The sequence below is a fragment of the Mycolicibacterium parafortuitum genome (assembly GCF_010725485.1).
Classification (GTDB): Bacteria; Actinomycetota; Actinomycetes; order Mycobacteriales; family Mycobacteriaceae; genus Mycobacterium.
Genome location: NZ_AP022598.1, coordinates 64,118 through 88,156, shown reverse-complemented (window position 1 = coordinate 88,156; position 24,039 = coordinate 64,118). Strand labels below are relative to the sequence as shown.

Below are 24,039 nucleotides of genomic sequence, written 5' to 3'. Positions count from 1 at the left end.
GAAGGTCAGGAGTATGAGCAAATCAGTCCTGGAGGCCAAAGCCGCAGACCGTCGCGACGAGGACTTTCTCGACGAGCAAGCCGAAGCCTCGGCCGGCGAAAGTGCCACGCTCGCAGAGTCCGCTGACAGACGGCAGCTGTCGATTTCGGTTCGTGGCCTTGCTTTCTCAGCGGTGGTCGCGATTCTGGCAGCCGCGGTCGGGGTGCTGACATGGTTGTACATCGGTGCCACCAGTCAACTCAGCGCCCAGGAGACGGCAGCGGCCAACGAACAGCGCGCCAAAGAGGTGGCGCTGAACTACGCGGTGAACGCTGCGCAGATGAACTTCCGTGATTTCGGAGCATGGAAGGTCAAACTGGTCGAGAACACCACGCCGGAGCTCAAGGAGAAGCTGGGCCGGGCCGCGACCGACATGGAGCAGGTGCTCGCACCACTGCAGTGGGACTCGTCAGCTCGGCCGCTGGCCGCCGCCGTCCGGTCCGACGCTGCCGGCATCTATGTCGTCGATACCTTCGTCAGCGTTCTGACCAAGACCGCCCAGGGTCCCGAAGGCATGCAGTCCACCGCCACCTACGGGATCACGATCGACAGCAACAACGGATGGCAGATCAGCGATGTCGGCGGTATCGACGCCGTGCTCGGCCAGAACTGACGACGGAAGCCATCATGCGCCTACCTGGCTGTGCGGCAACACTTGTCGCGTTGGCAGTGCTCTGGGCTCCCGCAGCTGCGGCCGACCCGCCCCGTTATAACGATGCGCCGCCGCCGCTGCTGCCCGATGTCATACCGGTCGCCAGCGACTGGCAACCGCAGTTTCCCTTCCCGTTCGACAAGTTGCGCAATCACATCACCGACGCGGATGTCACCGCGCAGCGCGAGATGTGTCAGTGGTTTCCTCAGTACCGCCAACTCAAGATCCAGATCGAGAATTTGAACAATCTGGTGATCCGGAACAACGGTCGATTCGATGCTCCCGGCGTACCCGAGTTCGCGAACGCTGTCACCGCCAACATCGACAAGTCAGTGGCCTTTCTGACCCCGCGGGTACAGGCGCTGACCCGGGATCAGAACCATGCCGGCGACATCTTCTTCCCGCTGTACCAGGGGGAGAGCTTCTTTCGACTCTGGGAACAGCTTTCCAATGTGAGCAACGGGATCAGGGCACGCCAACCGACCTGGTTCGTCGGACCTTCGTTCCAGCATGCCCAGCGCTTCGGTAGCAAGATCGAACGCTCCCACGTCTGTGGCTGAGCAACAGGTACCACTCGACGAAGGATTTCACGACGTGTCACGACGTACTGCACGCAGCAGAACTTCCGTCTCGACAGCCATGATCGGCTTGGCATCATTGGTCACCACGGTCTCGGTGGCGGTACCGGCGGCTGCCCAGCCGGACGACGCCTTTACCGCCGCGGTCACCGCGGCCCGCAGTGCGTCGAGTTGCGACCCGTTGCGGTATGACCCGACGTTGGAGCGCGCTGCGGGCATCGTGAACAGCTCCACGGAGTCCTATTTCGACATGACTTCAGCTGTCATTCCGGCAGACACTGCGCCTCAGCCCCTCCCGATCCTGAAAGATCTCGGCAGTCCGGCCGGGCGCGCAACCCTATTGCAAGGTGCGTCCGCGACTCCAGGGATGGACATCAAAGGCGCCATCGTGCAGGGCTACGCAACTATTCCCGACTGTTCCTACACCGACTTCGGCACCAGCACCATCTATTCGGAGTCCACCGGCTACAGCATGGTTGTCGCCGTGCTCGCCGGCCCGTGACCGGAAGAAGGACTCAATGCACAGTCTCAAATATGCTGCAGCCGTGGCGATATGCGCCATGCTACCGCTTCTTTGCGCGCCGACGGCCGCTGCCGACGAAGACGTCGTCGACGCCCCCGCGCGCACGGACATCGTGACCTACGAAGTGGTCTCACCGGTAGTACGCGCAGCGAACATCGAGTACGTCACGGATACGGGGCGCATCTTCGTCCCCAACGTGGCCCTGCCGTGGCGTTACACCGTGCCCGTCGACGACGCGTTGGGCCCGCCTCCGAACGGCAGCCAGGTGCGCGCTGACTGGCGTTCCAGCCGCGGACCGGCGCGGTGGGTGTCTGTCCGAGTCTATGTGGGCGACGAACTGATCTGTCAGAACACACTCGACATCGGCAACGCCGCCTGTTACGGAAGCACCCGGCGTATCACGTAAGTGACTCGCCGGGTGCTTCGCCCGCATTGTCAGTCGAAGATGATCAGGGGTCGCCCGCGCAGGCCGCCGGCCTCCACAGCGCGGTGCGCCTCGGCGGCCTGGTCTGGACGGAATCGGCCCGTCACATCAAGGAACTCGAACGCCCCGTCCGCGGCGAGCGCACCCAGCTGAGTCAGGCCGGCCGTGTCCAGCAGGCGTTCACGGACCCAGATCGGCCGCACGCTGATGCCCCGGGGGGCGGCCTCGTCGAAGGTGCGCACGGTGCCGAGTCGTCCACCGTCACGGATGGCCTCGAACACCGAGGTCCCGATCAGCGCGGTGTCGAGCACGGCCGTCAGACCACCGCCGGCCGCCTCGATGAAACGCTGCGCAACGCCTGGCCCACGGTCAACCGTGAGGTGAGCGCCACGGCGTTGCAGTGTCGGATGTTCGTCGACGCGACCGTCGGCGATGACTGTGACACCTGCGCGGCTGGCCAATACCGTGACAAACGCGGCCAGATAGCCTGCGCCGCCGGTGATGCCCAGCGTGTCACCGGGGGCCAGGTCAAGGCAGGCCAGCGCCTCCAACGCGGTCAGGCCGTTCATCGGCAGCATTGCGGCCTGCTCCACCGGAAGTCCGGCCGGAATGGGCACGACGGCCGCTTCAGGTACCACGATGAGCGCAGCATGTGCTCCGCCTTCCGGGCGGCGGGGCATGACGATGGCCATCACGGGATCGCCAGGGGCGAACCTTGTCACCCCGTCCCCGACGGACTCGATGTGCCCGGCCGCATCCATGCCGGCGATATAGGGCGGTGAGAAATCGGCGTAAGCGGCGGCCACCAGACCGCTGCGAGTGGCGATGTCGGTGGGGTTGACCGCGGCTGCAGCCACCGCGATACGGACCTCACCGGCTCGTGCCGGACGGACGTCGACGTTGCCGACGGTCAATACGTCGGCGGGGCCGAATTCAGGTATCAGCACAGCTTGGGTCTCAGTCATGTGAACCTCAGCGCTTTCATGGGGCAGTCGGCGACAGCGCGCCTGACGTCCTCTTCTTGGAATCCGGGTATGTCATCGGCGATGTCGAGCTCGTCACCTTCGTTCAACGAGAAGATGTCAGGAGCGTGGGATTCGCACAGTCCGATGGCGGTGCATCGCAGCCGGTCGACCGTTACATGCATGCTCGCCTCACCGCGCAGACTTGGCCAGATCGTTCTCCGGCACCGAAAGTCCTGCGGTCGGGCCGCAGCCGACCAATCCACCGTCGACCGGAATGACAGCGCCGGTGATGTACCGTCCAGCCCGCGAGCCGAGCAGGATTGCCATGCCTGCGATCTCGTCGGGGGCGCCGAAACGGCCGAGGGGGATGCTGGAATCCATCGCGGTCTTGGCGGCCGGGTCCTGGACGACGAACTTGGTCATCTTGCTCTCGAAGAGGCCCGGGGCGATGGCGTTCACCCGGATTCCTTCCGGAGCGAGGCGTTTGGCCAGATGTCGAGTGAGATGGTGCACGGCAGCCTTGGAGGCCCCGTAGCTGTAACTCTCCATCGACGGCACGTTGATTCCGTCGGCGGAACCGATGTTGATCACGCTCGCACCGCCTCGCTGTTCTGCTGCTTCGCGCAGCGCGGGCAGTGTGGCCACGGTGAAATGGAACAGCCCCTCGACGTTGGTGTGAATGACTTTGTCCCAGCCGGACTCTGGAAACTGTTCCAGGGGAGCCCCCCAGGTGACACCGGCGTTGTTGACCACCACGTCCACGTGGCCGAGCAGTCCGGTAGCAGCTGCGGCGAGCTCACGGGCGGCTGCGGGCGAGGAGACGTCTCCGACGACGGCGGTGATGTCGCCGACATCGGTCAGCTCGCGCTGAGCCGTTTCCGCTGCCTCAAGGCTGCGCGACGAGATGACCACCTTGGCGCCGGCAGCGGCGTAACCGGAAGCGATCATCCGGCCGATCCCGCGCGTGCCACCGGTGATAACGACGTGAGATCCGGTGACGTCGAAGAGTGAAGGGGCGGAATCTGGGGGCGTCATAAAGCTGCCTTTCAGTCGGATTCGATCGAGCATACATAGTGTTCATACAGATACAACAGACACGTTGACTTATGGCCCAGGCCACAGTAGCGTCGGTCACAGCGCAGGAGATCTACACGCGTGCGGCGAGGCGATGTGCCGCCCGGGTGGCCGCGTAAATCGATGAGGAGGAATGTCGTGACAATCGACCAGACCGTGTACCGCGAGGGCTCACTCGACGTGCCTGAGGGTCTTCCCAGGGGTATTGACCTGGGGCGAATCAACAACCGGGAATTGGCGCTCACCCGCTACGGGCGCGAGTACACCGAGCGGCTGACTGATCACGCGCTACTGGGTGACGACCATGCCTACCGGGCCTTCCTGGACTTCAAGGACAAGTCGAAGAACGCGAACTGGCGGATGTTCGAGCAGGCGCTCGACCATGGCATCGATTCTCTCGACGACCCCTCCGACGGCCTGATCGGGCTCTTCGAGCAGCTGGACCACGTACCGGACTGGGTCGACTGGGATCAGCTGTACCGAGGGGCGATCGCAGTGTGGCGGGTCGGGCCTGCGGCCCCGATGGTGCTCACCTATTGCTCGATCGGTGCAGGCTTCTCGATGTACAGCTCGACGCGGCCGGTTCTGTTCAGTGGTCGGCTCAAGGATCAACAGGAGGTCGGCGGGCGGCTCACCGAGAGCTTCCGTTACGTTGTCTCGGCATACGGTCCGGGCCAGATGACCCGCAAGGGCGACGGATTCCGTCTCACCGCGAAGGTGCGGATGATCCACGCCGCAGTACGCAATACGCTGAGCCATTCGCCGCACTGGGACTGGGAAGCCTGGGGTATGCCGATCAGCAACCTGGACTCGATGAACACCCAGGCCGGCCAGTTCGGCGTCACGCTGGTCGATGGCATCCGCGCCGCCGGTATCCGGCTCAGCGATCAAGAGGAAGAAGACATCTTCGCCCTGAGCCGCTACGTGGGTTGGGTCATCGGTATCCCGGAATCGGTCCTGCACACCAATGTCGATGACGCTCGGATGAAGGTCAAGTTTCACAAGCTGGTCGAACTGCCCGCCGACGATCTGTGCCGCGAGGTGGTCAAGACGATCATCGAGTACGCCTCGGAGAAGCCCCCGGGCGACGCGGAGATCCTGCCCGCCGCGGTTGCCAAGTTCATGACCACCGAACGTCGCACCCATCTGGCGTGGGGTCTCATCCAGAACTGGCAACCGAAGTACGTCAACGAGATGCTGGGAGTGGAGAAGACCGCATGGCGTTTCGCCATGCCGGTGGCCAAGCCGTTCATCTCGGCGGTCGACCGCGTGTCGCGCCTCTTGCCGCACGACGACGAGGCCAAGGCGATGAAGACGATCAAGCTGCTCGGTGGCGCCATCGAGTTGCCCGACGATCAGCGCGAGCAGGAAGTCGCCAATCCGGAGACTCTGACCGCCGACATCGCCGCCAACAAGGGCAAGGTCCCGCGTCGCAGCAAGGCGCCTGCCGCGGTCTGACATTCCGTTCCGGCAGCTTCACGTTTCGGGGCCGCGCCGGCGTCTGAGGGTGAATCGCAGCGTCGCGATTCAACCTTCAGGCGCCGGTGCGGCCTTTGTCGTGGACGTCGTCACGGCCCGTCGCGTACGCCGCGAAAGACATACATACTGACCATACGTAATATATGGTCAGTATGTATGCAGCTTGCGGATGCGGATCGAAGGGGTCGGTAGAGAGATGCGCTCGGATGTTTTGGCGACGTCGGCCGATGCGTTCGGCAGGCATGAGGCCGGACCTCATCGGGAGGTCGGTCCGTGAAATACGTACTGGCGCCGATGTTCATCGGTGTTGCGGCGATTTATTTCGGTGCACCTGCGATCGGTCTCAGTTCTGAAGCCGAGCTGATCGCCTTTGTCGCGGCGTTACTTGCCGGCTGTGTGAGTGTCGCCGACATACTGCGGGAGACGGCGCGGTCGTTGCGTCGACTGGAGAATGACTCACGTGGCGTGCCGGCCGACCTCGACTGCCTCCGGGCACGCTGAGACAGTGCTATTGAGCTATACGTGCAGACAGCAGAATGCTCGGCTGGATGGTCCAGCCGAGCATTCTGTCCGGTGAGCTACAGCACGGTCACCGAGTAGTGACGCTCACCCCTGCGCCGACACCAGTTGAACTGCATCGGCGGCAGATTCGGGCCGTTGAACCTGGACTCGGTCGTAGACCTCCTGCGGGATGGACTCTTCGTTCTTGAAGATGTTGAATCGGCAGTGCCCGGTGATCTTGCCGTCCTTGATGCCAGGTTCGACAAGCAGGAAATGGGGCGAGCCATGCTCCAGCACATACTTATTGGTGCCGGGGCAGTGCATGCAATACACCGGCATCTCGTCAAGTCCAAAGCTTTCCACGGACGGTCCTTTCACCAGCGGAAGGTGCTTGGGCCCGTCATAGGCACCCTCGTCGATGAGACGGCCGCCGCTACCGCAGGGCGCAGCGTCGAGCGCAAGGCGTCCCTCGTCCTCGAACCAGGTGTATTTCATCCCGTGCTGATGGAACAAGGTGGACAGCCATTGCACTTGGTCACGGTAGGACATCGCATCGACCTGACCGAGAACAGGACCCATGGTGGGCAGGTTGTAGCACTGATCCACCGCCTCCCAGCAGTGCTGGACACCGTGGGTCTGCAGGATCCAGCCGGTCTGCGCCGTGATCAAATCGCGTCCGAAGTGGTGGCCGAGGTACCACTCCGTCTTGGAGAGGATGAGGTGGCGCCGGGCCAACGACAGGTTGCCTGCGTCGATCGCCTTGACGGCCAGTGCATACGCCTGGAACCGCATGTCCTCGAGTTCGTCGGCGTCGAAGAGCAGAGCACCGGACACATCGAACGCCGCGCCGATACGCGCTACGTCGCGTTCTGCGCCCAGTCGGTCGAACACGTCTTGGGGCACGTCGAGTGGATTCTTGTAGAACGTCAAACGAAGCGGCGCACCGCTTTTCCCGTCGTGGAAGACGAATGGTGGGTAGCCCAACCAGTCACAACACCAGCGCTCGATGGCCTGGCTGAACAGACGCAGATCGCCGCCGCCGGGAATCTGATCCGATCGATTGCCGGCCCACCCCGAGGAGACGAACACGATGGTGGACTCGTTCTCTTCGATGGCGTCGAGTTGGGCGCCGTCCATCCGGAAGATGGTCGCCATCGACGCAATGGCCTCGCGGGAGACCCCATTGCGAAACCACTCGGCCCACGGGCGTGAGATGGTGCGTACCGCGGCGGGAACCGATTCGATGAGGGCCTGCTCGCCAAACTCACGGACGATATAGCTCACGGTCAGCGAGTTCCACGCGGTGTAGATGTCTCGGGTCGAGAAATGCGCGTCAACCGATTCGGCCGCGATCGCGCGCGCTGCCTCCAAGTCACCACGATCGAGCGCGGCAACGGCGCGATCGCCCGGCGCTGTTGCCAGCTCCTTCAGTTCATCGGGGGTGAACACAAGATCGGTCACTCGTCATCTCCTAGGGGTTGGGCAGTTTCATCGACCGCGTCGGCCGAAGTTCAGATCGAGGCGGCCAACAGGCCGCCGTCGACGGCGTAGGCAATTCCGGTCACCCAGTCGGCGTCGCCGGAAGCCAGATGCAGTACCACGCCGGCGATGTCCTCGGGGCGCCCGATCCTGCCCTGCTTCTCGGAGAAGTATGTTTCCGCGGAGGCTCCGGTCGCGGCCTCGAAGCCCGTTATCAAGGCATCCGAGAATGGTGTCTCGACAAGGGCCGGGCACACGGCGTTGACCCGAATACCCAGCGGGCGCAGTTCGGCGGCGGCGGTCTTCGTCATGTTGACGATGCCGGCTTTGGTGGCGCCGTATCCGCCCAGCAATGGTGCGCCATTGAGCCCCGCCGTCGAGGCGATGTTCACGATCGCCCCGCCGTCGGGCATATGTCCGGCAGCAGCTCTGATGCCGTGAAACGTACCTTTCAGGTTCACCGCGATCATGCGGTCGAAGTCGGCGTCGCCGAGCAGGTGTAGCGGGCCCAGAGCGCAGACGCCGGCATTGTTGACCATGACGTCCAAGCGACCGAACTCGTTGACAGCCAATTTGATCGCGCTCTGCACAGACTCCGGGTCGCTCACATCGCAGTGCACCGCGCGTCCGGGCGTGCTCAGTTCGCCGACGACCGTCTTGGCGCCGATCTCGTCGATATCGGCCACCACCACGTTTGCGCCTGCGGCGCCGAAACGTCGTGCGATCTCCCGGCCGATACCGCTGGCCCCGCCGGTGACAACAACCGTCTGGCCTTCGTGCTGTGGCATGTGCGCTCTCTTTCTCAAGGCGGCCCTGGGGGCTAGCGGACAAACCGTCGTCTCCGCGTGGCCTATCCGCCATACCGTGGCCAGTGTGACGAACGCCACCGAAGATACACATCGTATGGACATGGTGTCAACAAAGGTCTACCTTCGCGAAAGCGCCTCTGGCTACCGCTTTGCGCTAGTTGGATCGGTTGTATCTGAGGCGATTTGGCCGGAATCACGGGATATGGAGAGAACCTTGATGGATGTTGCGGCACCGCTCGCGGGAGTTCGGATCATCGAAATGGCGGGTATCGGGCCCGGGCCTTTTGCGGGGATGATGCTGGCCGATCTCGGCGCGGATGTCGTGACCGTCGACCGTCCCGGGGGCAACCCATGGGCCGAGGGTGGCCACGACGTGATGTTCCGCAGCCGGCAATCGATCGCGGTGGATTTGAAGGCGCCAGGCGGCGCGTCCGTCGTCAGGGAGTTGTGCCGAAACGCCGACGGCCTGATCGATACCTACCGGCCCGGCGTCGCTGAGCGGCTGGGTATCGGGCCCGACGAATGCCGGGAAGTGAATCCGGCCTTGGTGTACGGGCGCATGACGGGATGGGGTCAGGATGGACCGTTGGCCCAGATGCCCGGTCACGATATCAACTACATCGCGTTGACCGGGGCGTTGCACGCGATCGGCCGCAAGGGCGGTCCGCCGACGCCGCCGCTGAATCTGATCGGCGACTTCGGCGGTGGCGGGATGCTTCTGGCGGTCGGCATGCTTGCCGGGATTCTCTCCGCGCGCACAACCGGCGTCGGGCGTGTCATCGACGCCGCGATGATCGACGGCGCGTCTGCGCTCATGGCGATGTTCCATGCACTGCGCGGTTCGGGGGACTTCAGCGAGGACCGCGGAACGCACATGTTGGACACCGGGGCGTTCTTCTATGACGTCTATCAGACCAGCGATGGCCAATGGGTCAGCATCGGCGCTATCGAGGGGCAGTTCTGGACGGAGCTCTGCGATGTGTTGCAGCTACCGGACGACGTGCGGCAGAACCAACTCGACAGTAGTCGGTGGGACGAATTCCGGACGGTGCTGGCCGACCGCGTGTCGGCTCGGACGCGTGCCGAACTCGACGCACTGCTGCTGGGGCGCAACACGTGTTACGCCCCGGTGCTGACGATGCGCGAGGCTGCCGAACACCCGCACAATGTGGCCCGTGGCACCCTGATCGAAGTGGACGGCGTCGTGCAGGCCGCGCCGGCGCCTCGGTTCGAGGGCAAACCGCCCACGGCGCCCCGCCCGCAGCGTTCGCCCGGCGCCGACACGCGGGCGATTCTGGCGGGCGCCGGGTTTGACGCAGCTGCGATCGACTCCCTGATCGACGCTGGAACGGTGGTCCAAACCTAGGCCACGTCGTAGATCGACGGCTGACGAGCGGCGCATCGAAACCAACAAACATTAACTCTATTCATTTTGTCCATACGCGATGTATGGTTAGCCCCGTGAGTATCTCGCCCCTGGAATCAGCCAAGCTGACGGCCGCACTCGAACAAGAAGTAACACTGTGCGGACTGTTTCAGAGAACGGTCGCAGCAAATCCAGACGACATCGCCATCCGGGCGCACGGCGACACCGTTGGCATCACCCGGGGCGAGTATGCCCGCGCAGTCGAGGAGATTGCGGGAAAACTGGCCGGGCTGGGTGTGCGGCACGGCGACACCGTCGGCCTCATGATGTCGAACCGGCCGGAGTTCCACCTGATCGACACTGCGGTCCTGCATCTCGGCGCAACACCGTTTTCGATCTACAACACATCTGCACCTCAACAGATCTCGTATCTCCTGAATCACGCCGAGAACACCGTCATGCTGTGTGAGAGTCAGTACGTCGGACGCATCCGCGAGGCTGCGGACCTGCAACACCTCGAACACATCGTCGTCATCGACGAAGACGATGCGGCGCCCACGGGGACGTCGAGTCTCGCCTCCCTCGCGATTCCGGAAGACTTCGACTTCGAGTCATGTTGGCGCGCAGTCCGTCCGGACGATGTTGCCACCTTGATCTACACGTCGGGCACCACCGGCCCACCCAAAGGCGTCGAATTGACGCACGCCAACGTGTTGTTCGTCCTGCAGACATGCAACGTGCGTTTCCCGTTCGTTGCCGAAGGACGGTGTATCTCCTATCTACCGTCTGCACACATGGCCGACCGCATCTTCTCTCATTACCTGCAGATGGCCACCGGGTGGACCATCACCACGGTCCGAGATGCCCGACAGATCTTCCAAGCAGTCGCCGAGACGCGCCCAACCTGGTTCATGGGGGTTCCCCGAATCTGGGAGAAGCTACGCGCGGCACTCCTGGCGCGATTCAAAGCGGAGACGCCCGAGCGTCAGGTGGCCATCGACGCGGCGATCGACATCGCCACAGTCCGCCTGCGGGTCGGCGATCAGGGCGATCGCCTCGATCCCGAAATGGAGTCAGGATGGCAGCGCGCCGACGATGAGATCTTCGCCCCGCTCCGCCGCGAACTCGGCTTGGATCGTGTCGAACTCCTCATGACCGGCGCCGCGCCGATTGCGCCGATCGTGCACGAATTCTTCCTCTCGCTGGGCGTGCCACTCGCCGAGGGCTACGGCATGTCCGAGACGGGCGCGCTGGGCATGACCAACCTCCCCGGCGACATCAGAATGGGCACCGTCGGTCAACCCATGCCGGACACCGAGGCGCGCATAGCCGAGGATGGCGAGCTCCTGATGAAGGGTCGGCATGTGATGCGCGGCTACCGGAAGGACCCGGAAAAGACCGCCGAAGCAATCGATTCCGATGGTTGGCTACATACCGGCGACATCGCGTCGATCGATGCGGAAGGCTTTGTCCGCATCGTCGACCGCAAGAAGGAACTCATCATCAACGCGGCAGGCAAGAACATGTCGCCGGTGAACATCGAGAGCACGCTCAAGGGCGCGTCACCTCTGATCGGTCAAGTGTGTTGCATCGGCGATGCGCGTCCCTACAACGTCGCACTGATCGTGCTCGATCCGGACGGGGCCGGGGTGTTCGCCCGTCAACACGGGTTGGCACAGCTGGGTCTGGAGGCGCTGAGCCTGCATCCCAAGGTGCACGCTGCCGTCGAGGACGCGGTCAAGCTCGCCAACAAGCAACTGTCTCGAGTCGAGCAGATCAAGCATTACTCGCTGCTCGATCGTGAATGGCTGCCCGACGGCGACGAACTCACGCCGACCTCAAAGCTCAAACGCCGCGTCATTGCTGACAAGTACGCCGGTGTCATAGAGGAGCTGTACTCGCGGCCGGGTGCACTGAGTCGCTGAGACGTCCCACAATGGGTGGAGGCTGCACCCGCGCAACACCGGATCCCTGTAAATGTCAGACGACTTCGACCAGAAGATCGAACAAGCCACTCTTGACGCGCGGCATCGTGAAAGAAGAGTCCACCAGCGTGCGGCCACATATTGCTGACTGGGCACGCAAACCAAACAACCGATTTCATAGGGAGTTTCACGTATGGGTGTCCAAATCGATGTGACTGGGCTGAGTAAATCGTTCGGATCGTCGAAGATCTGGGAAGACGTCACGATGTCGATTCCCGCCGGTGAGGTCAGCGTTCTGCTGGGCCCCTCCGGTACCGGTAAGTCGGTGTTCCTGAAGTCGCTGATCGGTCTGTTGCGCCCGGAGCGCGGTTCGATCGTGATCGATGGCACCAACATTCTGGAGTGCTCGGCCAAGGAACTGTATGAGATCCGCACCCTGTTCGGTGTGCTGTTCCAGGACGGCGCGCTGTTCGGCTCGATGAACATCTATGACAACACCGCCTTCCCGTTGCGTGAGCACACCAAGAAGAGCGAGTCCGAGATCCGCAACATCGTGATGGAGAAGCTCGAGCTGGTCGGTATGCCCAACGACGGGCACAAGTTCCCCGGTGAGATCTCCGGCGGTATGCGCAAGCGCGCCGGTCTGGCCCGCGCGCTGGTGTTGGACCCACAGATCATCCTCTGCGACGAGCCGGACTCCGGTCTGGACCCGGTCCGTACCGCCTATCTGTCCCAGCTGCTGATCGACATCAACGCCCAGATCGACGCGACGGTGCTGATCGTGACGCACAACATCAACATCGCCCGGACCGTGCCGGACAACATCGGCATGCTGTTCCGCAAGAAGCTGGTCATGTTCGGTCCGCGTGAGGTGCTGCTGACCTCGGAGGAGCCGGTGGTCAAGCAGTTCCTCAATGGTCGCCGGATCGGGCCGATCGGTATGTCGGAGGAGAAGGACGAGGCGACCGCGGCCGCCGAGGCGGCGATGCTGGAGCAGGGTCAGCACGACGGTGGTGTCGAGGAGATCGAGGGCGTGCCCCCGCAGCTGTCGGCCACCCCGGGTATGCCCGAGCGTAAGGGTGTGGCCCGTCGGCAGGCCCGGGTGCGTGAGATCCTGCACACCCTGCCCCCGGCCGCGCAGGAAGCCATCCGCGACGATCTGGAAGGCACCCACAAGTACGCCTCGCACGAACCGGGCCACGTCGCCCGCGCACACCACGAGGACGACGCACCCACCCAGTCGATCCCCGTGACGCCGACCGGAACAGGTTCCTGATGAACAGGGCCGAGGAGTGCGCGTTCGCATGGGCGCTGGCCGATCTCGCCACCGCCTTCGTGGACGAAAGCACAAAGAACCAGATCTGTGTTCGGCTTGGTGCGGGGGAGTACCGCGACACTATTACCGCACTGCTGGAGTGCTTTGCGCGTAGCGCCATGTCGGTGCCGCCGGCGCTGTCGGCGTCCTTGTGGGCTTGGGTGAACGGTTTTGTGGGAAGCGATTTCGAAACGTCCCTGCGGGACCTGGCGAGTAAGGTACGGATATCGGCCGGTTCGTACTCGCAGCCAGCTGACGAGCAGGGCCAAGTACCGCCACTTGGGGTTGGAAGGCGTGAAAACGGCGCCTGGCGGTTGGTGACCGCAAAGTGACGCTGGTGTACTTTACCGACCCGTTCCGCGGGCTATACGGCGACAGCGAACACTCACAGCTGATACAGCCAGAGTTCGTTGAGCCCTCTGATGAGGAAGCTCACGCATAACTCGTAGTCATACGGGTTGAGAGCGATTCGCTGACCCCGATTGTTTTTAACAAGCAAAATACGGCCGCTTGCTCGCCTCGTGTGGACAGAGGCGAATCCTAGCGTGGAGTTTCTTGGGCTCGGAGGCGCCACGACCTCTCGGCGTTCTCCCACTCGCCAAGGGTCTTCGACCGGCATGCTGAACACAGCCGCTTCACAACTCACCGACCCTACTTGCAATGAGAAAGGACGTAATACCAATGGAGATCAAGGATTCGGTAGCGGTTGTCACCGGTGGGGCCTCGGGCCTGGGCCTGGCCACCACCAAGCGACTGCTCGACGCGGGAGCCTCCGTCGTCGTCATCGACCTCAAGGGTGAAGAGGCCGTCGCCGAACTGGGTGAGCGCGCCAAGTTCGTCGCCGCCAACGTCACCGACGAGGAGGCCGTGAGCAAGGCTCTCGATGTCGCCGAGTCGCTCGGCCCGGTGCGGATCAACGTCAACTGCGCCGGCATCGGTAACGCCATCAAGACCCTCGGTAAGGAAGGCCCGTTCCCGCTGGATGATTTCCGTAAGGTCGTTGAGGTCAACCTGATCGGTACCTTCAATGTCATCCGGCTGGCTGCCGAGCGGATCGCCAAGACCGAACCTCTGAAGAACGAGGAGCGCGGCGTCATCATCAACACCGCCTCGGTCGCCGCGTTCGAGGGCCAGGTCGGTCAGGCCGCCTACTCGGCGTCCAAGGGTGGCGTGGTCGGTATGACGATCCCGATCGCACGGGATCTGTCGCGCAGCCTGATCCGCGTCTGCACCATCGCACCGGGCCTGTTCAAGACCCCGCTGCTCGGTTCGCTGCCCGAGGAGGCGCAGCGCTCGCTCGGTCAGCAGGTGCCGCACCCGGCGCGACTGGGCGACCCGGACGAGTACGGCGCACTCGCCGTGCACATCGTGGAAAACCCGATGCTCAACGGTGAGGTCATCCGGCTGGATGGCGCGATCCGCATGGCCCCGCGCTGACACTGACCTTACTGGTGAGTGGCCCTTGGACGGGTAAAAGTCCGAATGTCAGGACAAATCCTTGACGGTCCCCCGTGCGCGTCGTTCTGTACTGACGCGCAGGTTGTCGCAGTGGACGGCCAAGCATTGGAGGACTTGTGGAAATCGGCCTGATCACGGACTCGCTCGGCGGCTTGTCCCTCGAAGAAGCACTCGGTGTGGCTCAACGAGCCGGGCTGGCATCGGTCGAGATCGCCACCGGCAACTGGTCGGAGGGTCCGCATTGTGATCTCCAGGCTCTGGTGGGCTCATCGCAGGCACGTGATGACCTGCTCAAGACCGTCGCTGACTACGGTCTACGGTTGAGTGCGCTGTGCGCCAACGGAAATCAGTTGCATCCGGTTTCCGGGCAGCAGCAGGACAAGGTGGTCCGCGACACCATCGAGGTCGCCGGACGCATGGGTGTGCCGACTGTGGTGCTGATGTCCGGCCTACCGGGTGGCGGCCCCGACGACAAGGTTCCGAACTGGGTGACCACTGCCTGGCCGCCGGAGAACCTGGCCGTGCTGGACTACCAGTGGTCGCAGGTCGCAGTTCCATACTGGCGGGACCTGGCCGATGTGGCACGTGCCGCCGGCGTGCGGTTGGCCGTAGAGGCCTGTGGTGGTCAGCTGGTGCACAGTGTCGGGACGCTGACCCGGCTGATCGACGCGGTTGGGTCGGATGTGGTCGGCGCGAACCTCGATCCATCCCACCTGATGTGGATGGGAGCCGACATCCCCTCGGTCATCCGTGCGCTGGCGGGATCCATCTTCCATGTGCACGCCAAGGATGTGAGGGTGAACCGCTGGATCGCGGACCGGGACGGGTTATTGGACACCACCGCGCATGCCGACACCGCCAATCGGGCCTGGAACTATGTCACTCTCGGTCTGGGGCAACCTGCGGGGCAGGCGTTCTGGGCAGATTTCGTCTACAACCTGCGATCGGTGGGATATGACGGCACCCTCAACATCGAGCACGAGGATTCACTGGTCAACTCCGTCGAGGGCGTCGAACGTTCCGCGGCGTTACTGCGCGCGGTGATTCTTGCCGAGAAGCCGGACTGGGTGCCCGCCAACGTATAAGGGGTATCCGGCGGTTCGCCAGGGCCCCATCTGACGCACTTGAGGTCACCCTGACCCGGCCGGACCGCGGCACACACCTACGCGCAGCCGATGTCGATGCCCGTCCCCGATCCGGTCGTCGTATAGCGTGCGGGATACAGGCACAGCGGCACCTCGGGGAGCGCCGAGTCAGGGCTCGGTGCCTCGTAATGTCCCGGTGCCACCCCATTTTCAACCCAGTCGGTCAGGCTCTGGTAGAGGCGGGCGTGATCGGGGATGGGCGGTTGCGCATCCGGGTTGGCGGTGCCGTTGGCGAAGGCGTGGCCCATACCCGGCACCAGATAGAAGCGGAAGAACTCCTGCACCGCAGCCGGGCCGCCCATGGTGTCGAGCACCCGCTGGTAGTAGATGATCGATCCGCCCGGCACGATGGCCTGATCGGCCAGGCCGTGGTACATCAGCATCTTGCCGCCGCGATTGCGGAACGCCGAGAGATCCGGATTGTCGGTGTTGATGTGCGCCAACTGTTCCTGCATGGCTTCGCCGTTCTCCAACGCCTGAGTCATCTGCTGGTAGGTGAGATTGCGCCACCCGTCGGTGCCCCCACCGGAGGCGTTCACCAGGGTCGGCGAGCCGATGCTCAGATCACCGAGCGCCATCGCCACGAAGTCGGCGGCGATCGAGAACGGCTCCGGTCCGGCGGTGGCACTGACGTCGGTGCCACGGGGGAAGCCGAACCACAGCTGCCCCTCCTGCGGGTAGGGGCCGTATCCGATCGAGTCCGCAGGCGACGGCACGCTGCCGTCCGGTGTCATGCTCCTTCGACGTCGACGAGCAGAAGGGCCGTGATGTCTGGCGAGCCCTGCTCAAGACCATCGAATCGAAGATCGTGCTGACCGACGGTGGCCAGGGCATGCTCGCCGACGTCCTGAACGACTATCTCTGGGCGCGGTCCGACGGGCGCATCGGGTCGTTGATGACCTTGATCAACCGCGGCTGCTCGCTGGCGATCCGCAACGGTGACGAAGTACTGACGCAGGAATTGCTCGACTCCATCCCGGTCGACGTCGCCGCCGAGGAGACCCGCCTCGGTAATGCCGCCGCCATCCGCAGTGGCCAAAAGAAGGCGAGGACGCGCTGATTCGAACACTGCCGCTGCGCGCACAACCACAGGCCGGCGAAAGTCTCACCTCGTGGTTGTGCGCGTACGCGCGCACCAATAACGTCACCTGGCGCCAAATACTCACCGCCGTCGGCTTGCACCGCCGCCGCGGCGACATGAAAAACATCGGCTGGGCCGGCTACCTGCACACCCACGAGATCAACACACTCGCTGCCGCCACCGCGGTCGATACCGACCAACTCCGCTCGATGACGCTGCACCGCTTCCAACCGCTCGGCATCACGGCGGCCCGCCGCCCCACCCATATCGACTACGGCACGCTGACCGCCACTGCACGTCCGACGCGATACTGCCCACAATGCCTGTCCGAGAACGGCGGTCGATGGCAACTGACATGGCTGCTGGGCTGGACCTTCGCCTGCACCCGGCACAGGCGCCTACTCGCCGACACCTGCCCCCGATGCGGACGACCGCCGATGCGCGCCGCCCCGCTGACCGACGTCGTTCCCGATCTACGTTTCTGCACCCAGTCCGGCGGAGGGCACGGTCACACCGTCTGCGGTGCGGACCTGCGCGGCCACAAGCGCCGCCTTGCGGCGTCGTCGGCCATGCTCGCCGCCCAACACACCATCAATACGCTGTCCGCCGGCGACACCACCACGTTCCCCCTCTACGCCCCGCATACCGCCACCCCTGCCAGGGCGCTCGCCGATCTGCGTGCACTCGCTCGCGACATGGCCACCAGCTATGCAGCACCGAAGCACCGACCAGGGCAACCCAACATCGATACCTGCATCGATCGGGTAGCCGACGCGTTCACTATCGCCACACGGTCGCTCACCGCCCCCGACATCACCCGCGCGGCCATGGTCATTCGCACCTTTTCGGCTGACGCGCCGACGTCAGTGTCGGCCAGGCTTCAGCGAGCCGTCGTCACCGCCTCCTCGCATCCGCGGGTCGCGGCGGCCGAACTGGCCGCACTTGACCCGGACCTTCCCATCGCCGACGTGCTGCGCTTCCGCACCTGCACGCCCCGTCCGGCGATACCGCGGCGTCCCGAAGCCACGCTCACGTCGCTGGCGCGGCGGCTGCCGACCCTGCTGTGGGCGCCGTGGGTCACCTACATTCTCGGCAACGATGACGACTCTCCGGTCATTCGGCGGATGCTGGCCTGCGCCGTCGCACATGTTGGCACCACCGCACCCACCGCCGCCATCGCCACCATGCTCGGCAACACCGCGCGTGACGCCGCGGTCGTGTACGCCGCACTACGGTCTTTGGCGGAGTGCCCCAGTCGATCTGCAGTCGCCGGCCGCATCATCGAACTGGCCGATCACCTCGCTGCGACGCCCGCCCGCATCGACTACCACCGCCGCCGGCGACTCGACTACACCGATCTGCTCGCCGACCGACGGTCCGGAACACCCGTTGCCTTTGATGCTCTGCGCTGCTTGGCATTCGAACATCTCAGTGGTCTTCCGCGGGCCGGTGCGCCTTGGTATCGCGAGACGGCTGCTTTCGCGCGGCGGTGCCACGCAGCCGCTGCGGCAGGTGCTTTGGAGGAGCCGGGTGTGCTTACGTCGATGGAAGAATTCCTACAGCGGCAGGGGATCGCCGAGCCACCCGTGGCCGTGCCCGCGCTTCACGTCACGCTGTTGTGACGCTATAGATGGCAGCGTCGTTGAAATAGGCGGCCGCGGCCTTCAGCGCCGTCCTGGCGACGCGTCCGGCAGCGCGGTGATGGACACGATGGTCGAGGACTGTCGCCACAACTCCCGCTCGGCCGGAGCCTCCGGATCGTCGAACCACACCAACGACGTGTCACCCACCCGGGGCCAGCGCTCAATCCTGCTGATCGGCATCGCACAGTCGTCGTGGGCGAATCCTCCGGAGAGGGTCGTTGGCCCAGGCCTGCGGGTGTAGGTCAGCGCGTCCAGGTCCCACACATGCGTGCTCTCTTGCGTCGTCACCAACCAGCACCCTGCCGAGTCAGGTGTCAGCGCTTCCACTTCTCGTATAGCCGGATTGGAGGGGGCTGTGTGGTTGTTGTTCGGCGGATCCGGGGACGTATTCATCGGCAATCATCCTCGCTGGACAGGCTGGCGTTGCGCCGCGAGATACGCCTGCACCGCAGCGGAGCGTCGATGATTGTCCGGGACGACTCGTCCCGCCAGTGCCGCTGATGCTTTTGTGGATCGCGCGCCGGCCGTCTTCAACGCGGCCTTCGACACCACCACTTTCTTCGGGGTGTTGGGTGTCATAGTGTGCCTCCACAATGTCGCGACGTGGGTCGACGGTAGCGCGCTGTCGGTGCCATTGGTTTCTGGACTGCGGCGTTAGTTTGGCTGGGTAGGGACGTATCCGAGGGCGTCCGCGCACGAAGCGCACAAGGTTTTCATCCAGCGGCGTGGGCTGTGCTGTAGAAAACCCGTCGTGCCGCACCGTTCACACGTGACAGCTGACGCACGCTCGGCACCGTCCGTGATCGCATCCATCGCGTCCAGGGTTTCGTGACCGACGTCCTCGCTGCTGGGCCGGTAGTAGTAGCGCAGCGTGCCGAATTTCTCTTTGACCTGATGCACAGCATAATCGGTGTCGAGTGCCGCTAGTAGGGCATCTGTGGCGATAATCAATGGGTACCAGCCCGCATCGACGCTGAGCCAGCGACCCCACCCATCAGATATACGCCGCAGGATCACCTCGATCGCCCCGGCATGCTCGCCGGCGTCAGCCGGGATATGAAGTGCGTTGCGGTAGGTTTTCCAGTCGATATCCGACGACATCAGGCGTGCAAAGGCGCCGTCCACATCGTCGGGAGTCGCGGAGCCATTGCGCAACCCTTCACCCATCGCCGCCACATCCGATTCCAGAGCGCGCCAACGGATTATCTCGGCATCGGTGGGTTTTGGAAGGTCACCGACTGACGGCATCAGAGCCTTCCCCGGGTCGCGACCGATGCGACTGTTCCACAGCAGTATCGGATTTCAGGCCAAACGGGTCTGTCAGATAATGAGCGCGTGAGACCTGTTTATTGGAAGAGAGGACGTCATCGCTCTGAGGAGAAACTGGTTCACCCGAGTCGACTCGCCTGTGCTCGTGGTGCGACGACACACTCTGTTCGGTCTCGTGAGGAATCTCGTCGGTTTGAGGACCAGCTAGGGACGTCCTAGCCTGCTCTCGCTTTTCGCGTTGCTCGCGCAACTCACGCTGTGCCTGTGTATAAGACATCCCTGGATGCGCCGCTTTGTATCTGCGGACAGCGTGTTTCGCTCGTCGGTTCTTGACCACAACTCACCTCCAACGCGGTGGACGGTGCAACGATGTCTTGGCGAACGACAGACCCACGGACGCATCGTCGTCGGCAAGCTAAGGTCGATCCAGCATATCGAACTCAAAGCTTTGGTGCTCCAAATTGTTTCAGTTTACCGAGGTTGGTAACTTTCCCATATTTGGGAACGCCCTACCGCCCTGAAACTTCGAAATTATTGCGGTCAGATTTGGGTCAGCGCAGACTGGAGCCAGCGCAATTCTGCGGACCAACCATCGAGGTGATCACGATGCCCGACGACGACAAGACGGTGAGGGGCGCGGCATCATCGCCGCCCAGTCGGTGGCGATCGGCAGAAACCTTCCAACAGTTTCTCGGACACATGGAAGAGTTTCGGCGGACGCCAGAGGGTCAACAGTTTGAAGCCGCCGAGCAGGCCGCCGACGCTGACCTCCAGGCCTGGCTGGCTGATCAGCCTGGCATCGCCATGCAGCGTCACGGCGAGCGCGTGCCCGAACAGTGGCAGGGCCAAGTCGACGGACGCAGCTTTCACTTTCGAGAGCGGGGCGGAGAATGGGCCATCGAACTGGACCTCCAGAAACAGCCAGATGGCTCTGTCAGGGGAAGGCTCATCACCGCGGGCACGATCGCAGACGAACAGTATGGCCAAAGCCCACGGCAGCGGGCAATGTTCATCGCCGCCACCATCAGGGACCACCTACAGTGCGACACGGGTGCAGGCGAACTCGCCTACAGAGTTGAGTGGTCACCGGAAGACCACGAGTTCGTCGGACTCGGTGCCGAGTATCCGTCCCTGTCCTGGTTGGCACCCACGGAGGGTGAGGCGCTGCGCGGTATCGTCGAACTCGTTCAGCAGATTACGGCTGATAAACCCGACGGCGATGGTGGCGGACTCTCGTGAACGGGGCTAGCCCATGAGACGAAGCCGTCGGGCAGCTGAACTTCCACAGCACCGGAACAGGCATTCTTTCTGTGGCGGCTACGGGATCAATCTGCCGACGTGCGCGCCACCATGCGGAACCTCGGTCTCCGTCTGGTGGGGGTTGAGTTCACCCAGCCCGTACTCGCTTGCACGAGAATTGGTGCAAGCACCAGCGACGGGGAGTGCGGTATGAACTATCCGATTGCTGACCGTCTAGCCCTGCTAGCAGGGCACACTCATGGCGTTGGCGCGACGATACGGCTACCCAGATGAACGTCCATGAATGAGCTCGGCGAAGGTGACACCCGTCGTCGAGAATCGGTCGGGGACCATACATGGAAATGCCTCCGCGATCGCGGACCGCGGAGGCTTTCTCCGACCAAGCTGGCACTTGAATCGAAACGGGTCTTGGCGAACCCTTTTCCTATCCCCAGAAAGGTTGTCTTGGAGGACGGTGTACACGATAGCCCGGATGGCGTCGCAGCGTTGGCGACACGCGACGAACGGTCTGAACGAGCGCGTCTGGTGAATGCGGTACTGCTTCAGAACGCCGCCGCGCCAACGCTGTGTTTACGGCTAATTCGAGGAGGCGTAGGCAACGGGCCGTCGGCCAGAGCATCCTGCTAGTAGGGCTCAAGGAATTCGGTTGCTGTACGCGAAGCGAGCAAAGCTCAGGTCTGACTAGCAGGGCTTTCCCGGCGCGATGCTGGATGTGCCGGTGTCAGCAGCTAGAGACCGATCGAATGGGAGGCAATCGAATGGTGTCTTCGAGAGACGAGACGCGGCAGGGCGTGGTCAGCTTGGTTCGTTACAGCACAGAACCGGAGGGTTGAATGTAAGCCAGCTGATCAATCCGGGTGGCGGCGGTCGACGCGACCCTGCCAGCCCCATTGCGTCCAGGTGTCTCCGGTCTGAGCGATGATCTCGTTGAAATCTGTTCCGGGTGGCAGTTTGAGGTCTCGCCAGTCCTCCACGTGCACCGGGGAATCCGGTCCCGCGGGTTCGTCTTCGCAGTACTTGTCGATCCGTCCGATGCGGTACTGCGAACCGTCCAGTGTGGTGCCCGCAGGCAAGATGTTGACGGTGTCCTGCAGCAACCGCAGCACGGTGTCCTGGGCTTCCTGCTGACTGGTGGGAATCTTAGGGTTCGCCACGGTGGGTGTGGCTTCCATCGGTCCTCCGGGGATGGTCGTGGCACCGGATGGCGACGCCGGCCCGAGGGACGAAGTCGGCTCGTGTGGCGACGTGGAGCACGAGACGGTGACTCCGGCCGTGAGAACGAGTGCTGCAATCCGCATCACTAGTTGGATCCTCCCCACCGCCGCCGACGATCGCCACACCAAAATGACCATAAGCGTGCCCGTACCTCACTACGCTGCGGTGTGCAGGCAACGGGGGAGGATCTGCAGTGGGTAATGCAACACCGGGGTGGCATCAAGACCCGTGGGGCCAGGCTGAGCTGCGCTGGTGGACCGGCAGCGAATGGACCGGTTGGACACACCCACCGGCGCAGGTCGCTGCGGGTCTCGCCGCCCCGAGAGCCACTGCTCCACAGGTCGAGCGAGGAATCTCCGGGGTCCTCGCGGGGGCTGACCGCATCGCCGTTATCGACGTCGAAACCACCGGTCTGTATCGCGTCGATCGCGTTGTCGAGATCGCCATCGTGACCATGGACGCAACCGGATCGGTGATCGACGAGTTCGACACCCTGATCAACCCGGGCCGAGATCCGGGGCCGACATGGATCCACGGCGTCACCGCCTCGATGCTCACCGAAGCGCCGAGCTTCGACGACGTCGCCCATCACCTCGCGGTCCGACTGCACGGCGCTGTCGTCGTCGCCCACAACCTACGATTCGATACCCGCATGATCGGCCACGAACTCTCCCGGGCCGGCATCGACATTGACTGGGGATACGGCCTCGACACCCTGCACGCCACCGGCTGCAAACTCGCCGTCGCCTGCGCCGAATACGACATCCCGATCAACAATGCGCATCGAGCCCTAGTCGACGCCCGCGCCACCGGCCAACTCCTGTTCGCCGTCGCGGAAGCGTTCAGCACACCCTGCTCGCCGGTCTCAGCGACCCCGCTGCACCGAACCCAACCGCGGCGCGTCCTCACCCGCGACGGATTTACCGCCGTCACTCTCGACGTTCCCTACCTCGCCGAACTCGCCCGCGGAGTACACGCAGACGCCGACGTCGCGCCGTACGTGACCCTGCTCGACCGTGCCGTGAGCGATCTGCAACTGACGAGCGAAGAGAGAGTCGAGCTCACTGAACTGGCCCACGAACTCGGCCTCGATGACCGGCAGCGGGAACGTGCACACCGAGAATTCCTCAACGGCCTCATCGACGCTGCACTGGAAGACTCGGTAATAACTGACACCGAGCTCGACCAATTGTGCCGCGTGGCAGCGCTTCTCGAACTCGACGCCAAGCTCGTCACCCGACGTACGAACCCGTACCGAATCGCCGAATCCACCCTCACGCTGGAAGCCGGATTGAAGGTGTGCTTCACCGGCGCAGCGCTCGACGAACTCGGCAGCCCGATCGACCGTGACGCCATCATTCATCCCGAGGCCCGCGCGCACGGACTCCAAACGCACGACTCACTTACCAAGTCGTGTGGCTTGCTCATCGCCGCCGACACCGCGTCCGAGTCCACCAAAGTGGATACCGCCCGTCGCTTCGGCGTACCAGTGGCATCGTTCGCGGACTACCGGCACGCCCTCGCCACCGGAAACCCGCTGCGGGTAACCAACATTGACAATCCCGGCATCGCGCAAGTATGTGGCACATGCGGAGACTCCTGGATGGCAGCGCGCCGATCCAGCACACCCCTGTGTTCACCATGCCGAAGCAACCGACCGACGAGCAAGGCGCAATCGCTTGTCACCCGGCCGCCGAAATTGCCGGCGCCACCCGCGATCGAAACCCTGGTCTGCACCGAATGCATGGGTAGTTGGGAACGGCCCCGTACCCGGGGACGGCGCCCAACCCGCTGCCCGGACTGCGCGCCAAGCCGCGCAGGGGTGAATGCCTGACGCGA

The 24,039-nt window shown here is 63.7% G+C and carries 25 protein-coding genes; 16 read left to right on the top strand and 9 right to left on the bottom strand.

The features are described 5' to 3' along the window. The first annotated feature begins 13 nt into the window (after positions 1 to 13). From NTM_RS00385 to NTM_RS00370, 4 genes are read left to right on the top strand one after another with little or no spacing between them, the layout of a single operon-like run. Positions 14 to 652 (top strand): hypothetical protein, encoded by a 639-nt coding sequence (locus NTM_RS00385; RefSeq protein WP_163765092.1) that lies wholly within the window; start codon positions 14 to 16, stop codon positions 650 to 652. A gap of 56 nt (positions 653 to 708) precedes the next feature. Continuing rightward, complete coding sequence (locus tag NTM_RS00380; RefSeq protein WP_232079876.1) at positions 709 to 1,251, top strand: hypothetical protein; 543 nt, start codon at positions 709 to 711, stop codon at positions 1,249 to 1,251. Further along, entirely contained in the window at positions 1,244 to 1,771 is a 528-nt protein-coding gene (locus NTM_RS00375; protein ID WP_232079580.1) for a spore germination YkwD domain-containing protein, read from the top strand. The genes NTM_RS00380 and NTM_RS00375 overlap by 8 nt, the downstream gene beginning before the upstream one ends. A 16-nt stretch (positions 1,772 to 1,787) precedes the next feature. After that, the gene (locus tag NTM_RS00370) at positions 1,788 to 2,198 is read left to right on the top strand and encodes a hypothetical protein (RefSeq protein ID WP_232079579.1); all 411 of its coding nucleotides are present in this window, start codon (positions 1,788 to 1,790) and stop codon (positions 2,196 to 2,198) included. A gap of 29 nt (positions 2,199 to 2,227) precedes the next feature. Here NTM_RS00370 and NTM_RS00365 read toward each other — a convergent pair whose 3' ends face one another. Genes NTM_RS00365 through NTM_RS00355 form a run of 3 tightly spaced genes read right to left on the bottom strand, consistent with a single transcriptional unit; the run spans position 2,228 to position 4,249 of the window. After that, the gene (locus NTM_RS00365; RefSeq protein ID WP_163765088.1) at positions 2,228 to 3,181 is read right to left on the bottom strand and encodes an NADP-dependent oxidoreductase; all 954 of its coding nucleotides are present in this window, start codon (positions 3,179 to 3,181) and stop codon (positions 2,228 to 2,230) included. Beyond that, a complete protein-coding gene (locus NTM_RS00360; RefSeq protein WP_163765086.1) occupies positions 3,178 to 3,363 on the bottom strand; it encodes a ferredoxin in 186 nt (61 codons plus the stop codon). The genes NTM_RS00365 and NTM_RS00360 overlap by 4 nt, the downstream gene beginning before the upstream one ends. Positions 3,364 to 3,370: 7 nt before the next feature. Continuing rightward, positions 3,371 to 4,249 carry an SDR family oxidoreductase gene (locus tag NTM_RS00355; RefSeq protein ID WP_272955220.1) on the bottom strand — a complete coding sequence of 293 codons (879 nt, stop codon included), beginning with the start codon at positions 4,247 to 4,249 and terminating at the stop codon, positions 3,371 to 3,373. 144 nt (positions 4,250 to 4,393) lie between these two features. Here NTM_RS00355 and NTM_RS00350 point away from each other — a divergent pair, with 144 nt between their 5' ends. Continuing rightward, entirely contained in the window at positions 4,394 to 5,713 is a 1,320-nt protein-coding gene (locus NTM_RS00350; RefSeq protein ID WP_232079578.1) for an oxygenase MpaB family protein, read from the top strand. 294 nt (positions 5,714 to 6,007) lie between these two features. Beyond that, positions 6,008 to 6,235, top strand: a complete 228-nt coding sequence (locus tag NTM_RS00345; RefSeq protein ID WP_163765082.1) for a hypothetical protein — start codon at positions 6,008 to 6,010, stop codon at positions 6,233 to 6,235. A gap of 105 nt (positions 6,236 to 6,340) precedes the next feature. Here the strand turns inward: NTM_RS00345 and NTM_RS00340 are convergent, their stop codons facing one another. Both NTM_RS00340 and NTM_RS00335 read right to left on the bottom strand, forming a co-directional pair. After that, positions 6,341 to 7,696 carry a hypothetical protein gene (locus NTM_RS00340; RefSeq protein WP_163765081.1) on the bottom strand — a complete coding sequence of 452 codons (1,356 nt, stop codon included), beginning with the start codon at positions 7,694 to 7,696 and terminating at the stop codon, positions 6,341 to 6,343. Between the two features lie 50 nt (positions 7,697 to 7,746). Beyond that, positions 7,747 to 8,601, bottom strand: a complete 855-nt coding sequence (locus NTM_RS00335) for an SDR family NAD(P)-dependent oxidoreductase (protein WP_232079577.1) — start codon at positions 8,599 to 8,601, stop codon at positions 7,747 to 7,749. Between the two features lie 124 nt (positions 8,602 to 8,725). Here NTM_RS00335 and NTM_RS00330 point away from each other — a divergent pair, with 124 nt between their 5' ends. From NTM_RS00330 to NTM_RS00305, 6 genes are all read left to right on the top strand, one after another. Beyond that, positions 8,726 to 9,889 (top strand): CaiB/BaiF CoA transferase family protein, encoded by a 1,164-nt coding sequence (locus NTM_RS00330; protein WP_435405115.1) that lies wholly within the window; start codon positions 8,726 to 8,728, stop codon positions 9,887 to 9,889. Between the two features lie 95 nt (positions 9,890 to 9,984). After that, positions 9,985 to 11,814: an AMP-dependent synthetase/ligase gene (locus NTM_RS00325; RefSeq protein ID WP_232079576.1), complete on the top strand. Its 1,830-nt coding sequence runs from the start codon at positions 9,985 to 9,987 to the stop codon at positions 11,812 to 11,814. A gap of 193 nt (positions 11,815 to 12,007) precedes the next feature. After that, entirely contained in the window at positions 12,008 to 13,090 is a 1,083-nt protein-coding gene (locus NTM_RS00320; RefSeq protein WP_163765076.1) for an ABC transporter ATP-binding protein, read from the top strand. After that, positions 13,090 to 13,461, top strand: a complete 372-nt coding sequence (locus tag NTM_RS00315) for a hypothetical protein (RefSeq protein WP_163765073.1) — start codon at positions 13,090 to 13,092, stop codon at positions 13,459 to 13,461. Before NTM_RS00320 ends, NTM_RS00315 begins: the two co-directional genes overlap by 1 nt. 349 nt (positions 13,462 to 13,810) lie before the next feature. Further along, positions 13,811 to 14,566, top strand: a complete 756-nt coding sequence (locus tag NTM_RS00310) for a 3-hydroxyacyl-CoA dehydrogenase (protein WP_163765071.1) — start codon at positions 13,811 to 13,813, stop codon at positions 14,564 to 14,566. 137 nt (positions 14,567 to 14,703) lie between these two features. Further along, a complete protein-coding gene (locus NTM_RS00305; RefSeq protein WP_163765062.1) occupies positions 14,704 to 15,672 on the top strand; it encodes a sugar phosphate isomerase/epimerase family protein in 969 nt (322 codons plus the stop codon). Between the two features lie 77 nt (positions 15,673 to 15,749). Here the strand turns inward: NTM_RS00305 and NTM_RS00300 are convergent, their stop codons facing one another. Beyond that, the gene (locus tag NTM_RS00300; protein WP_163765060.1) at positions 15,750 to 16,448 is read right to left on the bottom strand and encodes a tannase/feruloyl esterase family alpha/beta hydrolase; all 699 of its coding nucleotides are present in this window, start codon (positions 16,446 to 16,448) and stop codon (positions 15,750 to 15,752) included. A gap of 11 nt (positions 16,449 to 16,459) precedes the next feature. On the opposite strand from NTM_RS00300, the gene NTM_RS00295 reads away from it, so the two are divergent. Both NTM_RS00295 and NTM_RS00290 read left to right on the top strand, forming a co-directional pair. Beyond that, positions 16,460 to 16,792 (top strand): hypothetical protein, encoded by a 333-nt coding sequence (locus NTM_RS00295; protein ID WP_163765058.1) that lies wholly within the window; start codon positions 16,460 to 16,462, stop codon positions 16,790 to 16,792. Continuing rightward, entirely contained in the window at positions 16,789 to 18,435 is a 1,647-nt protein-coding gene (locus tag NTM_RS00290) for a TniQ family protein (protein WP_163769320.1), read from the top strand. Before NTM_RS00295 ends, NTM_RS00290 begins: the two co-directional genes overlap by 4 nt. Positions 18,436 to 18,477: 42 nt before the next feature. On the opposite strand, the gene NTM_RS00285 is transcribed toward NTM_RS00290, so the two are convergent. After that, a complete protein-coding gene (locus tag NTM_RS00285) occupies positions 18,478 to 18,744 on the bottom strand; it encodes a hypothetical protein (RefSeq protein ID WP_163765056.1) in 267 nt (88 codons plus the stop codon). A 366-nt stretch (positions 18,745 to 19,110) separates the two neighbouring features. Further along, entirely contained in the window at positions 19,111 to 19,704 is a 594-nt protein-coding gene (locus NTM_RS00280) for a hypothetical protein (protein WP_163765053.1), read from the bottom strand. Between the two features lie 627 nt (positions 19,705 to 20,331). Between NTM_RS00280 and NTM_RS28690 the strand changes: the two genes are divergently transcribed. Beyond that, positions 20,332 to 20,964 carry a hypothetical protein gene (locus NTM_RS28690; RefSeq protein WP_197746356.1) on the top strand — a complete coding sequence of 211 codons (633 nt, stop codon included), beginning with the start codon at positions 20,332 to 20,334 and terminating at the stop codon, positions 20,962 to 20,964. Between the two features lie 869 nt (positions 20,965 to 21,833). On the opposite strand, the gene NTM_RS00270 is transcribed toward NTM_RS28690, so the two are convergent. Continuing rightward, positions 21,834 to 22,157: a hypothetical protein gene (locus tag NTM_RS00270; RefSeq protein ID WP_163765051.1), complete on the bottom strand. Its 324-nt coding sequence runs from the start codon at positions 22,155 to 22,157 to the stop codon at positions 21,834 to 21,836. Between the two features lie 236 nt (positions 22,158 to 22,393). Here NTM_RS00270 and NTM_RS00265 point away from each other — a divergent pair, with 236 nt between their 5' ends. Beyond that, on the top strand, positions 22,394 to 24,034 hold the full coding sequence (locus NTM_RS00265) for an exonuclease domain-containing protein (protein WP_163769318.1): 1,641 nt from the start codon (positions 22,394 to 22,396) through the stop codon (positions 24,032 to 24,034). The last annotated feature ends 5 nt before the right edge of the window (positions 24,035 to 24,039 follow it).